The organism is Herbaspirillum sp. C7C8 (assembly GCF_022627875.1).
Classification (GTDB): domain Bacteria; phylum Pseudomonadota; class Gammaproteobacteria; order Burkholderiales; family Burkholderiaceae_D; genus Herbaspirillum.
Genome location: NZ_JABXGG010000005.1, coordinates 129,156 through 147,063, shown reverse-complemented (window position 1 = coordinate 147,063; position 17,908 = coordinate 129,156). Strand labels below are relative to the sequence as shown.

The following is a 17,908-nucleotide window of genomic DNA, read 5'->3' as shown; positions in this document are numbered from 1 at the left end:
AGAATAAGCCCCTGACTCATTCTAGAAACGGCGATGCAACGCCGCCCTGTCTACATGCACTACGCCCTGGACATTCGCACCTTCCTCTTCAGTCATTATTTCTATACGGGTGTGCGGATCGCGATCGGGGTGGTCGGCCTGACCCTGCTGGTGTTCAACGTGGCCGACATGCCGACCACGATGACGGTCTTCCTCGGTGCACTCTGTACCAGCCTGATGGACCTGCCCAGCCCGCTGCGCCACAAGTTCAACGAAATGCTGGCCGGGGTGCTGCTCTGTACCGTGGTCATGCTGGTCATCAGCCTGTGCGCGCCGGTGCCCTGGCTGGTCAGCGCCATGATGGTGGTGGTGAGCTTCTTTGCCAGCATGATGGTGGTCTACGGCAAGAAGACCATGCCGCTGCAGTTCGCCGCGCTCATGGTGATGACCCTGTCGATGGAAAACCAGGTGCCCATCACCGATGCCTTCCTGCATGCGGCCCTGTTCCTGGGCGGCGGGCTGGGTTACCTGGCCTATTCGATGACGGTGTCGTGGTTCCTGCGCCGCCGCATCAAGCAGCAGGTACTGGCCGAGGCGCTCTTCGAGCTGGCGCGCTACCTGCGCATCAAGGCCGACTTCTACGATGTCAGGCATGACCTGGCCAGCCAGTTCAACCAGCTGGTGCGCCAGCAGATCGTGGTGGCCGACAAGCAGCAAGCCTCGCGCGACCTCATTCTGCGCGACCTGCATACCAAGCAGGATGGCCTGCTGGTGCAGGTGCACCTGTCGATGCTGGAGCTCTATGAACAGGTGCTCTCGACCCACGCCGACTATGCCTTGCTGCGCCAGCACTTCGGCGAGTCCGACGTGATGATCTTCCTGCGCGACCTGGCGACCAAGGCGGCGCAGGATATCGAATCGATCGCCTATGCGATTACCCGCAAGAAGGCTTCCGAACCCAGCGTGAACTACAAGGCCGAACTGCGCGCCGTGCAGTTCGAGATGCAGGAACTGGCCCAGCCCGGGCCGCGCCAGGCATCCCGGGAAGCCCTGACCCTGCTGCGGGTGACCTACAACAAGATCGGCGACATCATTGAATTCATCGGCCAGTTGCACCAGGCCACGCAGAACCCGGTGGATCCCTTGCCCATCCTGCCGGGCTCGGACATGACGCCGTTCCTGACCCAGCAGAAATTCAAGTTCAACATGCTGCTGGTGAACCTGCGCTGGCAGTCGCCGATCTTCCGCTTTGCCATCCGCGTGGCGCTGGCGGTGACCACGGGCCTGTGGATCGCCGACCACCTGCCCTACATGTCGCACGGCTACTGGATCGTACTGACCATCGTCATCATCCTCAAACCCAATTTCAGCGCCACCAAGCAGCGCATGTCGGACCGCCTGATCGGCACCATCATCGGCTGCCTGATCACCATGCTGATCCTGCGCTTCGTTCACAATCCGCTGGGCCAGCTGGCGGTCCTGTTTGCCGCCAGCGTGGCCGCGCCCGCTTTCACCTACATCAAGTACCGTTACACCGCCATTGCCGCCTCGGTGCAGATCCTGATGCTGCTCAACCTGCTGGTGCCGGCCGGGCATCAGGGCGTCATCGGCGAGCGGCTCATCGATACCATCATCGGGGTGCTCATCGCCACGGTCTTCAGCTACGTACTGCCGGCCTGGGAGTACCGCGACCTGCCCAAGCTGCTGCGCAACGTGCTCAAGGCCAGCCAGCGCTATCTGACGGCCAGCCGCGACCTGCTGGAAGGCAAGGTCAAGGATGACTTCTTCTACCGGGTCTGCCGCAAGGGCTTCATGGACAGCCTGGCCGCGCTCATCTCGGCCCTGGTGCGCATGATGGACGAACCGGCGACCAAACAGCGCGCCGTACGCGAACTGAACCGCTTCATCGTGCAGAACTACCTGGTGGCGGCCCACATCGCCGCCTTGCGCCTGATGCTGCGGCGTCATCAGGAGAACATGCCGCACAGCGCAGTGACCCGGCTGATTGAAGAAACCTACCTCGAAGCCAGCCAGCACCTGGCCGAAGCCCAGCGCCTGCTGGCACCTCAGCCGAGAAAGCGCGGCGGTGCCGTGGTGGTGGCGCCCGAAGCCGCCGAGGACAAGGCCCTGTCGGGCAAGATCGAACTGATCGGGCCGGTCGCGCCGGAACCGGTGCCGGTCGAAGCCAGCGCCTGGTCAGGCTGGGACAACCTGCGCCGCCGTACCAGCCTGCTGAATCAGGATCTGAAGGAAATTGTCAGCCAGACTGCGGCCATCGATCAGGTACTGCGCAAGGCGCCGGACTGAGCGGCTGCGCGGGCAGGAACAAAAGCCCGCGCGTGGCGGGCTTGCGGGTGCACCAGGGAAACTGAAGAAAAACGCTCAAAGTTGGCTGCGCGACACCAGCACTCCATCCACATCGGCATAGATCCAGTCGCCGGGATGCACGGCCACGCCGGCGATGCCGACCTTGATATCGGCATCCCCTGCCCCCTTGCGGAAACTGCGCTGCGGATGGGTGGCCAGTGCCCGGATACCGACCTCGCAGGCATTGAGTTCAGCCGCATCGCGCACACAGCCATTGACCAGGATGCCGGCCCAACCGTTGTCCTGGGCCAGTTGCGCCAGGTTGCCACCGACCAGCGCGCAGCGCAGACTGCCGCCGCCATCGACCACCAGCACCTGACCATTGCCCGGGGTCTCCAGGGTTTTGCGCACCAGCACGTTGTCCTCGAAGACCTTGAGCGTCCTGGCCGGACCGGCGAAGACCTGCCTGCGGCCGAAGGAGGCAAAGATCGGTGGCAATACGTGCAGCGTCCCGGCGGCCAGCTTGTCTTCGTTGGCGTCGCACAGGTCGCAGGTGGCAAAGCTGGCAAGGGTCATGAATTTCTCCGGAACGTTCGATGGGATGGATGGGATGGTCGGGAGCTGCGGCTGCGGTTACACCGACAAGATGCGATGCAGGCGCTTCTGGTCGAACATACGTGAATCGGCCACCCGCAGCAAGGTTTCCACATCCAGGCCGTCGTCCGGGTAGAGCGACACGCCCACCGACGCGTCCACCGTGTAGCGCTGGCCATCGCGTCCCTCGATGGGCTTGTTGACGGCGTGGCGGATCTTGTCGGCAATGCTGCGCGCCACTTCCATCTCGGTCACGCCATGCAGGTAGACGACGAATTCATCACCGCCGAAGCGCGCCACCGAATCATCATGGCGCAGGCTATGCTGCAAACGATCGGCGATGGCGATGAGGACCTTGTCGCCCTCGTCGTGGCCGTATTCATCGTTGACCGCCTTGAAGCGGTCGAGATCGATGAAGAGCAAGGCGAAATGCAGCGGCACCGCCTGCGAGCTGTTGCGACGGCGGAAATCGATCTGGGCGATCAGCGAATCGCGATTGAGGACGTTGGTGAGGCGGTCGGTGCGCAGGTTGCGCTCCATTTCCACGAAGCTTTGGGCGAGCTGGCCGATTTCATCGTTGCGGTCGATGTTGAGCGCCGGGAAGGGGCTGCCGTTGCCGATGCTCTTGGCCGCCAGGGTCAGCTTGCGGATGTCGCGCAGCACCCAGCGCAGGAGCAGGAAACCGATCACGAAGGTCAGGCAGACCGCCATCAGGCCCAGGACCAGGGTCTGATAGACACCGCTGGTCACCGACCCCAGGAAATCCGAGCGCGGTGCCGCGCTGATGGCAAGCCATGCCAGCCCGGCCGGATCGCGCACCAGGCGGAACGCCACCTCGATCTTGCTGCCCTGGCTACGTGCGCCCAGCAGGACCAGCCTGTCGGGCTCGCCCGTGTGCACGCTCAGGTAGCGCCGCACCTCCTCATAGGCTTGCCGAACCAGCAGCGAGCTGCTCTGGCTGGCATTGAGCCGCAAGGGTTCGCCGCCACCCTCGCCGGCCTGGTAGATCGGTTCATCCAGGGAGGTGGCCACCATATCTCCCTTCAACTCGGTGACAAAGGCGACCCCCTGCGCGCTCAGCGGTACCTGGCGCAACAGATCGGTCAGCTGCTGCAGACCGATGCTGCTGTTGGCCACGCCCAGCAGGCTGCCGTCCTCGGCGTAGATCGGCTTGGACAGGTTGATGCCGACAATGGCCTTGTTGCGGTAATCCACATAGACCGGTGACCAGGTCTCCCGCCCTTGCTGCACTGCCTGCAGATACCAGGGCCGCTTGCGTGGTTCGTAGTCCTGCACGGCGGTGAGCTTCATCTCGGTGCCGGGACCGCGCAGGTAATACACGAAATTCTTCTCGCCCGGCTCGCGCACGCTGTACATGAACAGCGAAGGCTGCTCCTGCTTGATCCCCAGGAAACTCCCGTCAGCGCCGCCGAAATAGACGTAGCTGGGCGCGTCGAAGAGCGAATTGGCCAACCACAGGCGGTCTTCCAGCTCCTTGCGACTCTTTGGGAAAGGCAGCGCAGCGGGCGCCTGCCCGGCCTCGGCCGGCGGTACCGGCGGCGGTGCGATCACGTTGAGGGTTTCGCGGGCACCCATGGTCTGGCGGGTGATGGCCTGGCTCACGCGCCCCATCACTTCGGTGAGCGCATTGCGCGCCAGGACCTCGGTGGCGTCATCGCCGGCCCGATACAGAAACCAGCCGATGGTCAGCATCAGGCAGACCATCAGGAAGATGAACGGCAAGATGAACAGCCGCTGCAGGGACGATCGCTTCAGAATCGCCCCCATACGCCGGTGCTGCTGACGTGACCGCAATTGACGGATATGACCATGAATTCCTTGCTGCCAGCATGGCAAACCGACCCGGCCGCAGCCGCGCTGGCTTGCATCTTTCATCGATGGCGCACCGGTCTCGATAATTCAGGCGCGTCCCCCTAAGACTGAAGTAAATATCACATTCCCCCTCTCTCGGGGAGGTTTTTTTGCAATGCGGCGTAATAAAGCACGACCGTCAACCTCGCCAGGACCCGCACTGGGCGCGGAGGAATGGAAATTCACCTGGCATTCTAAATGTATTACAACTTTCGGGAACGCCTGTCCAATACCAGGACTCGTCCTTGCACCTTTATTGCCACAAGCGCCATAAAAAAGCGGCGGGACATGAACATGTACCCGCCGCTTCTGCCCCTGCCGGCGCAGGGGCCTTCACCTCGATGACGCAGGCCCGGGCCTGCTCCTTCAAGCCTTGCTGAAGACCAGCTGGCCGTTTTGCACCGTCACGTGGACCACGTCCTTGGGACCGAACTGGCCGGCCAGGATCTGCTTGGACAGCGGGTTCTCGATCTCCTGCTGAATGGCGCGCTTGAGCGGTCGGGCACCGTAGACCGGATCGAAGCCGGCCTCGGCGATCTTCTGCAGGCCGGCCTCGCTGATCTCCAGGCCGATCTCCAGCTTGGCCAGGCGCTGCTCCAGGATGCGCAGCTGGATCTTGGCGATGGCGCCGATGTTCTTGGCGTCCAGGGCGTGGAAGACCACGATCTCGTCCACCCGGTTGATGAATTCCGGGCGGAAGTGCGTACGCACCTCGGCCATCACTGCCAGCTTGACCAGCGCCGGATCGCTGTCTTCCATGCTCTGGATCTTGTGCGAACCCAGGTTGGAAGTCATGACGATCACGGTGTTCTTGAAGTCCACGGTGCGGCCCTGGCCATCGGTCATACGGCCATCATCGAGCACCTGCAGCAGCACGTTGAAGACATCCGGGTGCGCTTTCTCGATTTCATCGAGCAGGATCACGCTGTAGGGCTTGCGCCGCACCGCTTCGGTCAGGTAGCCGCCCTCCTCGTAGCCGACATAGCCAGGCGGCGCGCCGATGAGACGGGCCACGGAATGCTTCTCCATGAATTCGCTCATGTCGATGCGGATCATGGCTTCCTCGGTATCGAAGAGATAGGAGGCCAGGGCCTTGCACAGCTCGGTCTTGCCCACGCCGGTGGGGCCCAGGAACATGAAGGAACCGTAGGGCTTGCTGGGATCGCCCAGACCCGCGCGGGAACGGCGAATGGCGTCGGAGACGGCCACGATGGCCTCATCCTGGCCGACCACGCGTTCATGCAGCACGTCTTCCATATGCAGCAATTTTTCACGTTCGCCCTGCATCATGCGTGAGACCGGGATGCCGGTGGCGCGCGCGACGATCTCGGCGATTTCCTCGGCGCCCACTTGCGTACGGACCAGCTTGGGCTTCTCGTTCTTGACGCCTGCCGCATCCTTCTTGTTCTGCACTTCCAGGGCGGCTTCCAGCTCGGCCAGCTTGCCGTACTTCAGTTCGGAGACCTTCTGCCAGTCGCTCTTGCGGGTGGCCTCTTCCATCTGCAGGCGCACCTTCTCGATTTCTTCCTTCAGTTGCTGGCCACCCTGGGCAGTCGATTTCTCGGCCTTCCAGATTTCTTCCAGGTCGGCATATTCGCGCTCGAGCTTCTCGATCTCTTCCTCGATCAGTTGCAGGCGCTTCTGCGAGGCTTCGTCCTTCTCGCGCTTGACGGCTTCGCGCTCGATCTTCAGCTGGATCAGGCGACGGTCGAGCTTGTCCATGACTTCCGGCTTGGAGTCGATTTCGATCTTGATCTTGGAAGCGGCTTCGTCGATCAGGTCGATGGCCTTGTCCGGCAGGAAGCGGTCGGTGATGTAGCGATGCGACAGCTCGGCGGCCGCCACGATGGCCGGGTCGGTGATGTCCACGCCATGGTGCACTTCATATTTTTCCTGCAAACCACGCAGGATGGCGATGGTGGCTTCCACGCTGGGCTCGTCGACCAGGATCTTCTGGAAGCGGCGCTCAAGGGCCGCATCCTTTTCGATGTACTGGCGGTATTCATCCAGGGTGGTGGCGCCCACGCAGTGCAGTTCGCCGCGCGCCAGGGCAGGCTTCAACATGTTGCCGGCATCCATGGCGCCTTCGGCCTTGCCGGCACCGACCATGGTGTGCAGCTCATCGATGAAGACGATGGTCTGACCTTCGTCCTGGGCGATTTCCTTCAGGACCGCCTTCAGACGCTCTTCGAATTCGCCACGATACTTGGCGCCGGCCAGCAGGGCCGCCATGTCCAGCGACAGCACGCGCTTGGACTTGAGGCTGTCCGGCACCTCGCCATTGACGATGCGCTGGGCCAGGCCCTCAACGATGGCGGTCTTGCCCACGCCGGGTTCGCCGATGAGTACCGGATTGTTCTTGCTGCGCCGTTGCAGCACCTGGATGGCGCGGCGGATTTCATCGTCGCGGCCGATCACCGGGTCGAGCTTGCCGGCGCGGGCGCGCTCGGTCAGGTCCAGGGTGTACTTCTTGAGGGCTTCGCGCTGGCCTTCGTCCTGTTGCGAGGACACCGAAGCACCGCCGCGCACGGCCGTGATGGCGGCTTCCAGCGACTTGCGCGTCAGGCCGTTCTCGCGCGCGGCACGGCCGGCCTCGGACTTGTCGTCCACCAGGCCCAGCAGCACCATTTCGCTGGCGACAAACTGGTCGCCATGCTTTTGCGCTTCCTTGTCGGCCAGGTTGAGCAAGGCCACCAGCTCGCGGCCGACCTGCACTTCGCCGCCATTGCCGGACACCTGCGGCAGGCGCTTGACGGCCGCCTGCAAGGCCGTGGTCAGGCCATTGACGTTCACCCCGGCGCGCTGCAGCAGCGAGCGGGCGCCGCCGTCATCCTGGTTCAGCAGTGCCAGGATGAGGTGAACGGGTTCGATGTATTGATTGTCGTGGCCGACTGCCTGGGATTGCGCATCGGCCAGCGCTTCCTGCAATTTGGTGGTGAGTTTGTCGAGACGCATGGTTCGCTCCAATTTTTCAATGAGATGAAAGTTGGGCCTGCGCCTGCGATTTTCAAGCAATGATCGTGCCGTCCGTTTTGATCTGCATCAGGTCGCGCGGAGTGATCATCCGGCCAATGCACGATAGCTTGCAAAGCCGGCAACGCAGAGCACGATGGAACCCAGCAGATGCAGGCCGGAGTGGCCGATGGCCCACAGGTAATCACCGCGCTGCAACAGGATCATGGATTCGGCCGTGAAGGTCGAGAAGGTGGTCAGTCCGCCCAGCACCCCGGTGACGGCAAATAGCCGCCATTCGGGCGCCAGCGCCGGATGCTGCTCAAAATAGGCCACCAGGAAGCCGATCACGTAGGCGCCGATCCAGTTGGCCGCCAGCGTGCCCAGCGGCACGAAGTGACCGTCGACGTTCCAGACGACCGAAATACGCCAGCGCAGCCAGGCGCCCAGTGCCGCTCCCATTCCCACTGCCAGCCATCCCATGGCGCTCTCCCTTGATTGATCAGGCCAGCTGGCCGCCGCGCAGCGCCAGGCCCTGCATTTCCTCGCGCAGGCTGCCCAGGCGTTCCAGGGCCTGATGATCTTCCTGCAAGGTCTTGTCCACCGTTTCGTGCATCCAGTCCACCCAGGTGCTGATCTTGGCGTCCAGATACTGACGGGAAGGATACAGTGCATAGACGCCCATGTCCTGCAGGCGATGCTGCGGCAGCACCCGTACGATGGTGCCGGCGCGCAGGGCGTCCACCGCCGAATAGATGGGCAGCACGCCAATGCCCATGCCTTCGCGGATGGCGGTGAGCATGGCCTCGGCCACGTTGACCTGGAAATTGCTCTTGACGGCAATCACCGCCCCGCCTTCCGGCCCTTCCAGCACCCACTCGTCCAGCGGCGAGATGGGGCTCACCAGTTGCAGGCAGGCATGATTGAGCAGATCGGCCGGCTGCTGCGGCACACCGTATTTATCCAGATAGGCCGGTGCAGCGCACAGCATGCTGAAGGTGGTACCAAGCTGGCGGTAAATCAGGCCGGAATCGGGCAATTCGCGCGCCAGCACCAGCGAGACGTCATAGCCCTCTTCGAGCATGTCCGGAATGCGCTGGGCCAGCGTCAGCTCTACCGCCACGTCCGGATAGCGTTTGTGGTAGCCCGAGATCGACGGGATCACGTAGCGCTGCCCGAAGCTGGTCATGGCATGGATGCGCAGGCGCCCGGAGGGCTTGACGTAGGCCGCACTGGCCTCGGCCTCGGCCTCGTCGACATAGGCCATGATCTGCTGGCAGCGCAGCAGATAGCGTTCGCCCGCTTCGGTCAGGGCGATGCGCCGGGTGGTTCGGTTCATCAGGCGCGTGCGCAGATGACGCTCCAGATCGGCCACCGCCCGCGAGACATGGGCCGTAGTCAAGCCCATCTGCTGGGCCGCCTGGGTGAAGCTGCCAGCCTCGACCACGCGCGCGAACACGCGCATGTTTTGCAGGGTATCCATCGTTTTCCTATCACTGTACAAGGCGCAGGCATGCACAGACACAACACTGCCTGCAAAAAGACGCACTACGCCACGGCAGCATTGTTACTCAGAATGGATCAATCATTATTGCTGTATTCGATATAAACCTTTGCCAAATAGCGGATTTTTTCTGAGATATTTACAAAATAGAATACGTAACTTCTGATATTTGCATATTTTTGGGTAATTCCATGACACGTATCGCCTTCTCCAAGCTGCCCGCGCTGAGCGTCATTGCGCTTTCGCTGACAATGGCCGGCTGTGCCGACCAGGGCGGCATCCAGCCACAGGCCCAGGTGCGGGACGTGGCCGTGCTCGATGTCGGCCAGGCCATCAGCCGGGCCGCCAGCGAGGCCGGTTGGCCGCAGCGCGCCTGGTGGCAGGCCTACGGCGATGCGCAACTCGATGCGCTGGTGCTCCGCGCGGTGGCGGGCAATCCCGGCATGGCGGTGGCCGCAGCCCGTGTGCGCCAGGCGCAGTCGATGGCCGTGGTGGCGCATGCCGGTGAACTGCCCGGCGCCCAACTGGATGTGGCGGTCGGCCGCAAGGACTGGTCCGACAACGTCTATTACGGTGCAGCCTTCCGCGACAAGCTGACCTGGAACAACACGGCGACCCTGGGCCTGTCCTACAACGTCGACCTGTGGGACCGCAACAAGAACACCACCCTGCGCGCCCAGGATGAAATGCACGCCGTGGCCGCTGATGCACGCGCCGCCCAGTTGGACCTGGAAGGCAATGTGGTGCGCACCTATGTGCAACTGGCACTGCAATACGGGCTGCTGGAGAACACCGAAGCCATGCTCAAGCAAGAGCAGAATATCCTCGACCTGGCCCGGCGCCGCTTCACGGGGGGGCTTGGCACCCAGCTGGAGATCACCCAGGCCGAAGCGCCGCTGCCGGAAACCCGTCGTCAGATCGAAGCCCTGCAGGAAAACATCGCCCTGATCCGCAATCAACTGGCCGCGCTGCTGGGCGCCGGCCCCGGTGCCGCCGACGGCATCACCCGTCCGACCCTGCAGTTGCACAGCACCCTCGGCCTGCCCAGCGTGCTGCCGGCTGATCTGGTGGGTCGCCGTCCGGACATCAGTGCCGCCCGCTGGCGCGTGGAGGCGGCGGCCAAGGGCATATCGGTGGCCAAGGCGGCCTTCTATCCCAATATCAACCTGCTGGCCGGCATCGGCCCGGCGGCGGCCGGCGGCGGGCTGTTCTCCTTCCTCTCCGCGCCCAATCTGCAGACCACCTACGGCCCGGCCATCTCGCTGCCGATCTTCGAGGGCGGGCGCCTGCGCGGCCAGCTCGGTGCCGCCAGTGCCGGGTATGACATTGCGGTGGAGCACTACAACGGCCTGCTGTCGCAGGCCTTGAAAGGGATCTCCGACCAGGTCGTGACCCTGCAATCGGTAGTGCGCCAGCAGAAGCAGGCGCAGGAATCGGTGCGGGCCGCACAGAAGAACGTGGACATCGCCACCCGTGCCTACCAGCGCGGCCTGACCGACTACCTCAACGTGCTGCATGCGCAAACCCAATGGCTGCGTCAGCAGCAGATCGTGCAGCAATTGCAGGCACAGCGACTGGCCGCCTTTGCGGCCCTGCAGACGGCGCTGGGGGGCGGCATCGACGATGAAGCACCTGCCAGGGTGGCGGCGCAATGAATACCCCTGCCCTTTCCCTGAAGGCCCAGTTGCGCGAGGCTGCCACCGACTGGTGGCGCAGCGATGCAGCCACCTGGGTCTATGTCTTCAAGATGGTCTTCGCCGGCCTGCTGGCACTGGGCATCGGCTATGGGCTGGACCTGGAATCGCCGCGCTCGGCGCTCATCACCGTGTTCATCGTCATGCAGCCGCAAAGCGGCATGATCCTGGCCAAGAGCTTTTATCGGGTCATCGGCACTCTGGTCGGCTCGGCAGCCATTGTGGTCTTCGTCGATCTGTTTGCACAGACACCGGAACTGTTCCTGCTGGCCTCGGCGTTGTGGATCGGTCTGTGTACCGTGGGCTCGGCCCATAACCGGAATTTTCGTTCATATGGCTTCGTGCTCTCGGGCTATACGGTCGCCCTGATCGGCCTGCCGTCGGCCCTGCATCCGGCCATCACTTTCGATTCGGTGATGACGCGCGTCAGCGAGATCATGGTCGGCATCGTCTGTGTCGGCCTGGTCAGCGCACTGGTGTTCCCGCAGGCCAGCGCACCGGGGCTGGTACGCGTCATCCGTGGCCGCTTCACGGCCTTCGTCGATCTGATCAGCGCCACGCTCGGCGGCAGCGCTGACCGCAAGCAGCTCGAAGCCGCCAATGCCCGCTTCGTGGGCGACATCATCGGGCTGGAGGCCATGCGCAGTTCGGCCATCTTCGAGGATCCCGAAGTACGTCTGCGCAGTGGCCGTCTCACACGCATGAACAGCGAGTTCATGGCCCTGTCCACCCGCATGCACGCATTGCACCAGTTGATGAACCGCTTGCACGCCAACCCGGCACCCGGCGCACAGGTGGTGATCGACGCCCTCTCTCCCTACTACCGCGAAGTACAGCCCCTGCTCACCCGCGCCAGCGGGGAGCCGGTCATGAGTGCGCTGGACGCCGCCGATGCGGCCCTGAAGCTGGACGCCTACAAGCGCGATCTGCCGCGCCGCGTGCGTGCCACCCGCAACACGCTGTCCGAACAGTGCCAGAGCGACAGCGCCATGCTGGACTTCGATACGGCCTCCGAGCTGCTCTATCGCGTCATCGAGGAACTGCACGCCTACACGCTGACCTATGCCTCCCTGACCCAGCGCCACCACGAGCGCGAGCAGTGGGAACATTCGTACGCCCCCAAGACCAGCATGACCACCGCCCTCATTGCCGGTGCCCGTGCGGCCATCGTGATGCTGGCCCTGGCCGGATTCTGGATCGCCAGCGGCTGGCCCAGCGGTGACGTGGCCGTGCTCAACGCCGCCGCCTTCTGCGCCATCACCTCGGCTGCGCCCGATCCGGCCAAGGCCACCCGGACGGTTGCCATCGGTGTGCTGTTTGCCGCCGTGGCCGGTTACGTCTACACCTTCCATATCCTGCCGCGCCTGGATGGGTACTGGATGCTGGCCAGCGCCTTGATGCCGGTACTGATGCTGGCCGTCTACCTGACCACCCGTCCCGCTTATGCAGGTTACGGCCTGGGGATCTGCATTTTCTTCCCCTTCCTGGCGGTGCCGGACAACTTTGCGCACTTCAATGCGGCGGCTTATCTGAACGAATCGGTGGCGCTGGTGATCTCCCTGCTGGTCACGGCCGCGGCCTTCATGGTGCTGCTGCCGCCGACCACTGACTGGACCGTGCGCGTGCTGGAGAGACAGTTGCGCAAGCAGGTGGTCGATGCCTGCTTCGGCAAGCTCGCTCATCTGGCCCTGAAGTTCGAGAGCGGCACCCGCGACCTGATGCACCAGATCACCATGTTCACCAGCAGCCGTCCGCTACTGCGCCAGAAGGCGCTGGGCTGGATGTTCGCTACGCTGGAAGTGGGCCACGCCATCATCGAACTGCGTAACGAGCTGCAAGGCATTCGTACGGAAGCACCGGATCTGCTGCCGGCCTCCGCCTATGCTGCCCTGAACCGCCTGCGCGAAGCCATCCCGGCGCTGTTCGCCCGGCCCTCGGCGGCGAGCCTGGCCACCGCCCTGGCCGCCAACGATGCCACCATCGCCGAAGTCCAGGCCGCCATTGGCCCGCATTACCGCGAACGCAGCCAACGCCATCGTCTGCAACGCACCTTGAGCTATCTGCATTTCATCCGTACCGCCCTGCTCGACGAGCAATCGCCGCTGCACACCATGCGCGCCGGGGCTGCGCACAATACAACGGGAGCCCGCCATGCCACGTGAGATTTCCTTCTTCGACGCCTACATCCCGACCGTCCTGCTGCTGGCCGTGGTGGCCGCCGTGCTGGCCATGCTGGCCGACCGCGTGCTGGTGCGCCTGGGCTTCTACGAGCTGACCTGGCATCCGGCGCTGTTCCGGGTGAGCCTGTTCGTCTGCCTGGCGGCCTTGCTGGGGCTGGCGGTATACCGCTAGCCAGGCGCCCCTGACGCACGCATCCCTTACGAAAAGATAAAGAAACAAACAGGAGTAGTTCACCATGTCGGTCAAATCGATTTTCCGCGTTCTCATCACCTCGGCCATCTTCCTGCTGGCCATCCTGCTGGCCTGGAGCCTGTGGCAGCATTACATGCACTCGCCCTGGACGCGCGACGGTCGCGTCCGTGCCGAGGTCGTCAACGTCGCTCCGGATGTCTCCGGCCAGATCGTGGCATTGCCGGTCCGTGACAACCAGTTGGTCAAGAAAGGTGACCTGCTGATGGAGATCGACCCGGCTCGCTACACGCTGGCGCTGCAGCAGGCCGACGCCGCCGTCACCGCCCGCAAGGCCGAGCTGGAGGTGCGCAAGGCAGAAGTGGACGCTCGCCGCGCCGAGCTCAACATGCGCCGTGCGCAAGCCCGCCGCCGCGCCGATGTGGACGCCCAGGTGGTCTCGCGTGAAGCCCGCGAGGATGCCGGCAGTCAGGTCACCGCCTCGCAAGCCCAGCTGGAAGCGGCCCAGGCCCAGCTGCAAGGCGCCCAGGCGCAATACCAGGCAGCCTTGTCGCAACGCGATACCGCCAAGCTGAACCTGGAGCGCACCAAGGTCTTCTCACCGGTGGATGGCTACATCACCAACCTGAACGTGCGGCGGGGGGACTATGCCGCCGCCGGTGCGGCCAAGATCGCGCTGATCGACAGCCATTCCTTCTGGGTCTATGCCTACTTCGAGGAAACCAAGCTGCCACTGCTGTCCATCGGTGACCGTGCGAAGATCCAGCTGATCAACGGCGCCTCCATGGAAGGCCACGTGGACAGCATCGCCCGCGGCATCTACGACCGCGACAACCCGCAGAGCCGCGAACTGACGGCCGACGTCAACCCGACCTTCAACTGGGTCCGCCTGGCCCAGCGCATCCCGGTGCGTATCCACCTCGACAAGGTGCCGGAAAACGTGCTGCTGGCCTCGGGACTGACCTGCACGGTGGTGCTGGAGCCGGGCAGCGGCAAGCAGCAGCCGGTAGCGAAGAATTGATGACCTTGCAGTGAGATGAAACGATGAGGCGACCTGGCGACGGGTCGCCTTTTTCATGGGCGCTTGCGCATCACGGCCCCAACGCACATGCCGACCGGCTTGAGCAGCTTGTCGGCCGTGGCCAGGGTGGGACTGGATTCACCGCGTTCAATGTCCTGCAGGGTACGGGCCGATACGCCGCACACCTTGGCATATTCGGCGATGGTCAGGCGCAAGGTGGTGCGAATCTTGCGAACCACGGCCGGTACCGGCAAGGTGGGATCGGCGGCCAGTTCATCGAAGAGTGCGCGGCGCTCTTCCATCTGCTCGATGGCGCTCAGGGGTTTGAAGCGCTTGTCCATTCAGAGCGCCTCCAGCTGTGCCCGTACCTGGTCCACGGTGGCCGCCAGCGGATCGAGGAAAGTGCCTTCGATACCCAGGCTGCGGCCATATTGCAGCAAGTCCGCCAACGGCAATGCCATCCCACGCACGGCCGACCTGACCGGTAACTGTTCGATCTGCGCGGCTTCGCAGGCCTGCGTGATGACGCTGGCCCACTGCGGCGAGCCCCCATCGTCGCGTTCCCAGCGCATGCGCCGTGCAATGCCATCCGGATGCAGCCACATCGGGGCAAAGTCGAACAGCGGCGTGAGGCCGATCCGCCCCTGCGCATCGCGCCGGATGGCGGTATTGCGGGCGTGATTGTCCTTGTTGCGCAGGACGATGTTGGCGATGTCGCGCTTCAGGTATTCGATGATCTCGGGGAGCGGATCGGTGGCGACTTCACCCAGCCTGGCGCAGACAGCATTGTGTGACGGGATGGCCGCAAAGCCCGTCACGCCGCACAGGGAAGCAATGCTTTCCTGGGCGTGGCGCACGACTGCGGTCCCGCGCACTTCGCGGTCAAAACGGGGGATGAACAAGGCCTTGCCATGCAGTTCCAGCGCGCCGTGGACCTTCAGGCCCAAGTGCATCGCCAGCTGCATGTAGGGTGCCTCCAGACGCAGGATGTGCGCCAGATCCGGGTCGGGCCCGCGTCCGAACTTGACGATGTAATGGCGCTCGGCCAGCTCATCGGGCAAGGCGTGGTCGAGGTAGAACAGGCCATCGCGGGCACGGGTGAGCAGGATCTTGGGCCACTCGCCCTGTACCCCCGACGAGCCCGCCAGGAACAGGCCATGCTGGGCGAGGTATTCATTGAAGTCTTCGGAGCGTGCAGCGATGTCCTCCATCGCAAAGCCGCGCAGCTGCGGTCCGCTGCGCGCCTGCGCCCACTCCCAGGCTTCCTGCACGCGCAGGTTGCCGATGGGATTGCCCGCGCCAGCACATAGCAGCGGCCAGTCGGCGCTGGCTTCGGCGCGCTCATCCAGACCCAGCTGGCGCAACAGTTCGCCACGACCGTAACCTTGCGGCAGCAGATCGATCAGGCAAGCTGGCCAGCGCGCCTCACTAAGGCTCTCCAACCCCACCGGCACGTTCACCGACAAGGCCGCAGCATCGCGCCTGCCCATGTAATCGATGGCGTGCACGGCGTCATAGCTGAAGTAAGTCGAGGCAGCCATGCCCAGCTCGACCGGCGCAGTCAACGACAACGCACCGGCCTGCCGCCAGGCCCCGTCGATATGAACTTGAAGTGTGCAGGAAGTCTTCATATACACATCATACTATCATCATTGACCCGAAAAGCCATGATAATCGTGATAGTTTGATGTGCAAATGTCTTTTTGCTACTCCGCAAACACCTGCCACACCAACCACACATTGGCCGCCGAAATGGTCACGAAGAGCAGCCAGGCCACCGCGCTCACCCACCAGCGATTGACCAGGTCGCCCATCAGATCCCGGCGGCTGGTGAGGCGGATCAGCGGATACATGGCAAAGGGCAGCTGCAGCGACAGCACCACCTGGCTGGCGACCAGCAGCTTGCCTACCGAATGCGGTCCCAGGGTGAGCACGCCGATCAACGCGGGCACCAGGGCCAGCGCGCGGGTGATGACGCGGCGCTGCCAGCAGGGAATCTTGAGCTTGAGAAAACCCTCCATGATGACCTGCCCGGCAATGGTGCCGGTGAAGGTCGAACTCTGTCCGGAAGCGAACAAGCCTACGCCAAACAGAATGGCGGCCATGGCCGACCCGGTGATGGGGTCCAGCAGGTGATAGGCCTCATCCAGCTCGGCGACCTGCGTATTGCCGCTCTTGTGGAAGGCCGCTGCCGCCAGGATCAGAATGGTGGCGTTGATGACCATGGCGATCAACAGCGAGACCGTGGTATCGACCCGCGTGTAGCGTACCGCCTCCAGCAGCGACGCCGGATCACGCTGCACGCTGCGGGTCTGAACGATGGAGGAATGCAGGTAGAGATTGTGCGGCATCACCGTGGCACCGATGATGCCGATGGCCAGGTACAGCGGTTCGCGGCTGGAGATGGCCTGCAGCGAGGGGACGAAGCCCTGCATCACCTCATGCCAGTCCGCCTTGACGAAGGCCAGCTGCGCCAGCAGGCAGGCGGCGATGGTGATGACCAGGCCCAGGATGATGGCCTCGACCTGGCGGAATCCCCTGCCCTTCAATCCCAGCACGATGAGCGTGTCCAGCGCCGTCAGCAGCACGCCCACCGGCAGCGACACTCCCAACAGCAGGTTGAAGGCCAGCGCGCAGCCCAGCACCTCGGCCAGATCGCAGGCGATGATGGAGAGCTCGGCCAGCACCCACATGCCCTTGCCCACAGCCGGTGGATAGTGCTCCCGCGAATGCACTGCCAGGTCCTTGCCGGTAGCGATCCCCAGCCGCGCGCACAGGCATTGCAGCACGATGGCGGCCAGGCTGGAGAGCATCACCACGAACAGCAGCTGGTAACCGAACTGTGAACCTGCCTGGATCGATGTCGCCCAGTTGCCGGGGTCCATGTAGCCGATCGAGACCAGCAGGCCCGGCCCCACGTAGATGCGCAGCTTCTGCCAGACCGAAGCACCGCGCGGTACGTTGACGGTACCGGCGACTTCGGAAGGGCAGAACGGAGCCGTGGCCGTCGTGGGCAAACCCGGGATGCGGGGAAAGCGGAAAGTGAATGGCAAGACGAAAATCCCCCTGTGTGCCGTTGATGGCGTCGCCGGGATCAACGTCCCGGGCGATGCTGCCTTATTGCGCCCACTTGGCCAGCGCCGTGTCGTCGCTCTCGCGGGCGTCGACCCAGCGTGCGCCGTCCGGCGTCTGTTCTTTCTTCCAGAACGGGGCCTGGGTCTTGAGGTAATCCATGATGAATTCGCAGGCGGCAAAGGCTTCGCCGCGATGCGGTGAAGTCACCGCCACCAGCACGATCTGCTCGCGCGGCTGCATGGGACCGACGCGATGGATCACCAGCGCATCGAAGATCGGCCAGCGTGCCTTGGCTTGCTCCACGATCTGTTCCAGGGCGCGCTCGGTCATGGCGGGATAGTGTTCCAGCTCCATCTCCGAGACCGCCGCGCCCTCATTGAGATCGCGCACGGTGCCCACGAAACTGACTACTGCGCCGACGCGCGGATTGGCCAGGCGCAGCTGCGCCACTTCAGTGGAGAGATCGAAATCGGCAGTCTGGACGCGGACGGGCATGGTTCAACCGGAAATGAATGCAGGCTGCGATTCTACCAGCGCCAG

At 63.7% G+C, this 17,908-nt stretch carries 14 protein-coding genes; 5 read left to right on the top strand and 9 right to left on the bottom strand.

The annotated features are described in order from the left end of the window. Nucleotides 1-54 precede the first annotated feature (54 nt). On the top strand, nt 55-2,286 hold the full coding sequence (locus HWE01_RS08585; protein ID WP_008328268.1) for an FUSC family membrane protein: 2,232 nt from the start codon (nt 55-57) through the stop codon (nt 2,284-2,286). A 75-nt stretch (nt 2,287-2,361) separates the two neighbouring features. Here HWE01_RS08585 and rraA read toward each other — a convergent pair whose 3' ends face one another. The 5 genes from rraA to HWE01_RS08560 form a co-directional block, all read right to left on the bottom strand. Continuing rightward, entirely contained in the window at nt 2,362-2,862 is a 501-nt protein-coding gene (gene rraA, locus HWE01_RS08580) for a ribonuclease E activity regulator RraA (RefSeq protein ID WP_008328267.1), read from the bottom strand. A 57-nt stretch (nt 2,863-2,919) separates the two neighbouring features. Next, a complete protein-coding gene (locus tag HWE01_RS08575) occupies nt 2,920-4,668 on the bottom strand; it encodes a diguanylate cyclase (protein WP_241821544.1) in 1,749 nt (582 codons plus the stop codon). 450 nt (nt 4,669-5,118) lie between these two features. Further along, complete coding sequence (gene clpB / locus HWE01_RS08570) at nt 5,119-7,707, bottom strand: ATP-dependent chaperone ClpB (RefSeq protein WP_241821543.1); 2,589 nt, start codon at nt 7,705-7,707, stop codon at nt 5,119-5,121. A 105-nt stretch (nt 7,708-7,812) separates the two neighbouring features. Then, entirely contained in the window at nt 7,813-8,187 is a 375-nt protein-coding gene (crcB, locus tag HWE01_RS08565; RefSeq protein ID WP_008328263.1) for a fluoride efflux transporter CrcB, read from the bottom strand. A 19-nt stretch (nt 8,188-8,206) separates the two neighbouring features. After that, nucleotides 8,207-9,187 carry a LysR family transcriptional regulator gene (locus tag HWE01_RS08560; RefSeq protein ID WP_008328262.1) on the bottom strand — a complete coding sequence of 327 codons (981 nt, stop codon included), beginning with the start codon at nt 9,185-9,187 and terminating at the stop codon, nt 8,207-8,209. 212 nt (nt 9,188-9,399) lie between these two features. Here HWE01_RS08560 and HWE01_RS08555 point away from each other — a divergent pair, with 212 nt between their 5' ends. The 4 genes from HWE01_RS08555 (at nt 9,400) to HWE01_RS08540 (ending at nt 14,293) form a co-directional block, all read left to right on the top strand. After that, on the top strand, nt 9,400-10,863 hold the full coding sequence (locus HWE01_RS08555) for an efflux transporter outer membrane subunit (protein WP_008328261.1): 1,464 nt from the start codon (nt 9,400-9,402) through the stop codon (nt 10,861-10,863). Then, complete coding sequence (locus HWE01_RS08550) at nt 10,860-13,064, top strand: FUSC family protein (RefSeq protein WP_241821542.1); 2,205 nt, start codon at nt 10,860-10,862, stop codon at nt 13,062-13,064. Before HWE01_RS08555 ends, HWE01_RS08550 begins: the two co-directional genes overlap by 4 nt. Continuing rightward, entirely contained in the window at nt 13,054-13,254 is a 201-nt protein-coding gene (locus tag HWE01_RS08545) for a DUF1656 domain-containing protein (RefSeq protein ID WP_008328259.1), read from the top strand. The genes HWE01_RS08550 and HWE01_RS08545 overlap by 11 nt, the downstream gene beginning before the upstream one ends. A 64-nt stretch (nt 13,255-13,318) precedes the next feature. After that, a complete protein-coding gene (locus HWE01_RS08540; RefSeq protein WP_241821541.1) occupies nt 13,319-14,293 on the top strand; it encodes an HlyD family secretion protein in 975 nt (324 codons plus the stop codon). Between the two features lie 53 nt (nt 14,294-14,346). Here HWE01_RS08540 and HWE01_RS08535 read toward each other — a convergent pair whose 3' ends face one another. From HWE01_RS08535 to moaE, 4 genes are all read right to left on the bottom strand, one after another. Further along, on the bottom strand, nt 14,347-14,634 hold the full coding sequence (locus HWE01_RS08535) for a helix-turn-helix domain-containing protein (protein ID WP_008328257.1): 288 nt from the start codon (nt 14,632-14,634) through the stop codon (nt 14,347-14,349). After that, nucleotides 14,635-15,924, bottom strand: coding sequence for a type II toxin-antitoxin system HipA family toxin (locus tag HWE01_RS08530; RefSeq protein ID WP_241821540.1), 1,290 nt, complete (start codon nt 15,922-15,924; stop codon nt 14,635-14,637). 75 nt (nt 15,925-15,999) lie between these two features. After that, on the bottom strand, nt 16,000-17,346 hold the full coding sequence (locus tag HWE01_RS08525) for an Nramp family divalent metal transporter (protein WP_008328255.1): 1,347 nt from the start codon (nt 17,344-17,346) through the stop codon (nt 16,000-16,002). A 64-nt stretch (nt 17,347-17,410) separates the two neighbouring features. Next, nucleotides 17,411-17,863 carry a molybdopterin synthase catalytic subunit MoaE gene (moaE, locus tag HWE01_RS08520; RefSeq protein ID WP_241821539.1) on the bottom strand — a complete coding sequence of 151 codons (453 nt, stop codon included), beginning with the start codon at nt 17,861-17,863 and terminating at the stop codon, nt 17,411-17,413. Nucleotides 17,864-17,908: the final 45 nt, after the last annotated feature.

Coding starts and splice junctions, on each gene's coding strand:
- HWE01_RS08585 (WP_008328268.1), top strand. CDS start 55: ATGCACTACGCCCTGGACATTCGCACCTTCCTCTTCAGTCATTATTTC.
- rraA (WP_008328267.1), bottom strand. CDS start 2,862: ATGACCCTTGCCAGCTTTGCCACCTGCGACCTGTGCGACGCCAACGAA.
- HWE01_RS08575 (WP_241821544.1), bottom strand. CDS start 4,668: ATGGGGGCGATTCTGAAGCGATCGTCCCTGCAGCGGCTGTTCATCTTG.
- clpB (WP_241821543.1), bottom strand. CDS start 7,707: ATGCGTCTCGACAAACTCACCACCAAATTGCAGGAAGCGCTGGCCGAT.
- crcB (WP_008328263.1), bottom strand. CDS start 8,187: ATGGGATGGCTGGCAGTGGGAATGGGAGCGGCACTGGGCGCCTGGCTG.
- HWE01_RS08560 (WP_008328262.1), bottom strand. CDS start 9,187: ATGGATACCCTGCAAAACATGCGCGTGTTCGCGCGCGTGGTCGAGGCT.
- HWE01_RS08555 (WP_008328261.1), top strand. CDS start 9,400: ATGACACGTATCGCCTTCTCCAAGCTGCCCGCGCTGAGCGTCATTGCG.
- HWE01_RS08550 (WP_241821542.1), top strand. CDS start 10,860: ATGAATACCCCTGCCCTTTCCCTGAAGGCCCAGTTGCGCGAGGCTGCC.
- HWE01_RS08545 (WP_008328259.1), top strand. CDS start 13,054: ATGCCACGTGAGATTTCCTTCTTCGACGCCTACATCCCGACCGTCCTG.
- HWE01_RS08540 (WP_241821541.1), top strand. CDS start 13,319: ATGTCGGTCAAATCGATTTTCCGCGTTCTCATCACCTCGGCCATCTTC.
- HWE01_RS08535 (WP_008328257.1), bottom strand. CDS start 14,634: ATGGACAAGCGCTTCAAACCCCTGAGCGCCATCGAGCAGATGGAAGAG.
- HWE01_RS08530 (WP_241821540.1), bottom strand. CDS start 15,924: ATGAAGACTTCCTGCACACTTCAAGTTCATATCGACGGGGCCTGGCGG.
- moaE (WP_241821539.1), bottom strand. CDS start 17,863: ATGCCCGTCCGCGTCCAGACTGCCGATTTCGATCTCTCCACTGAAGTG.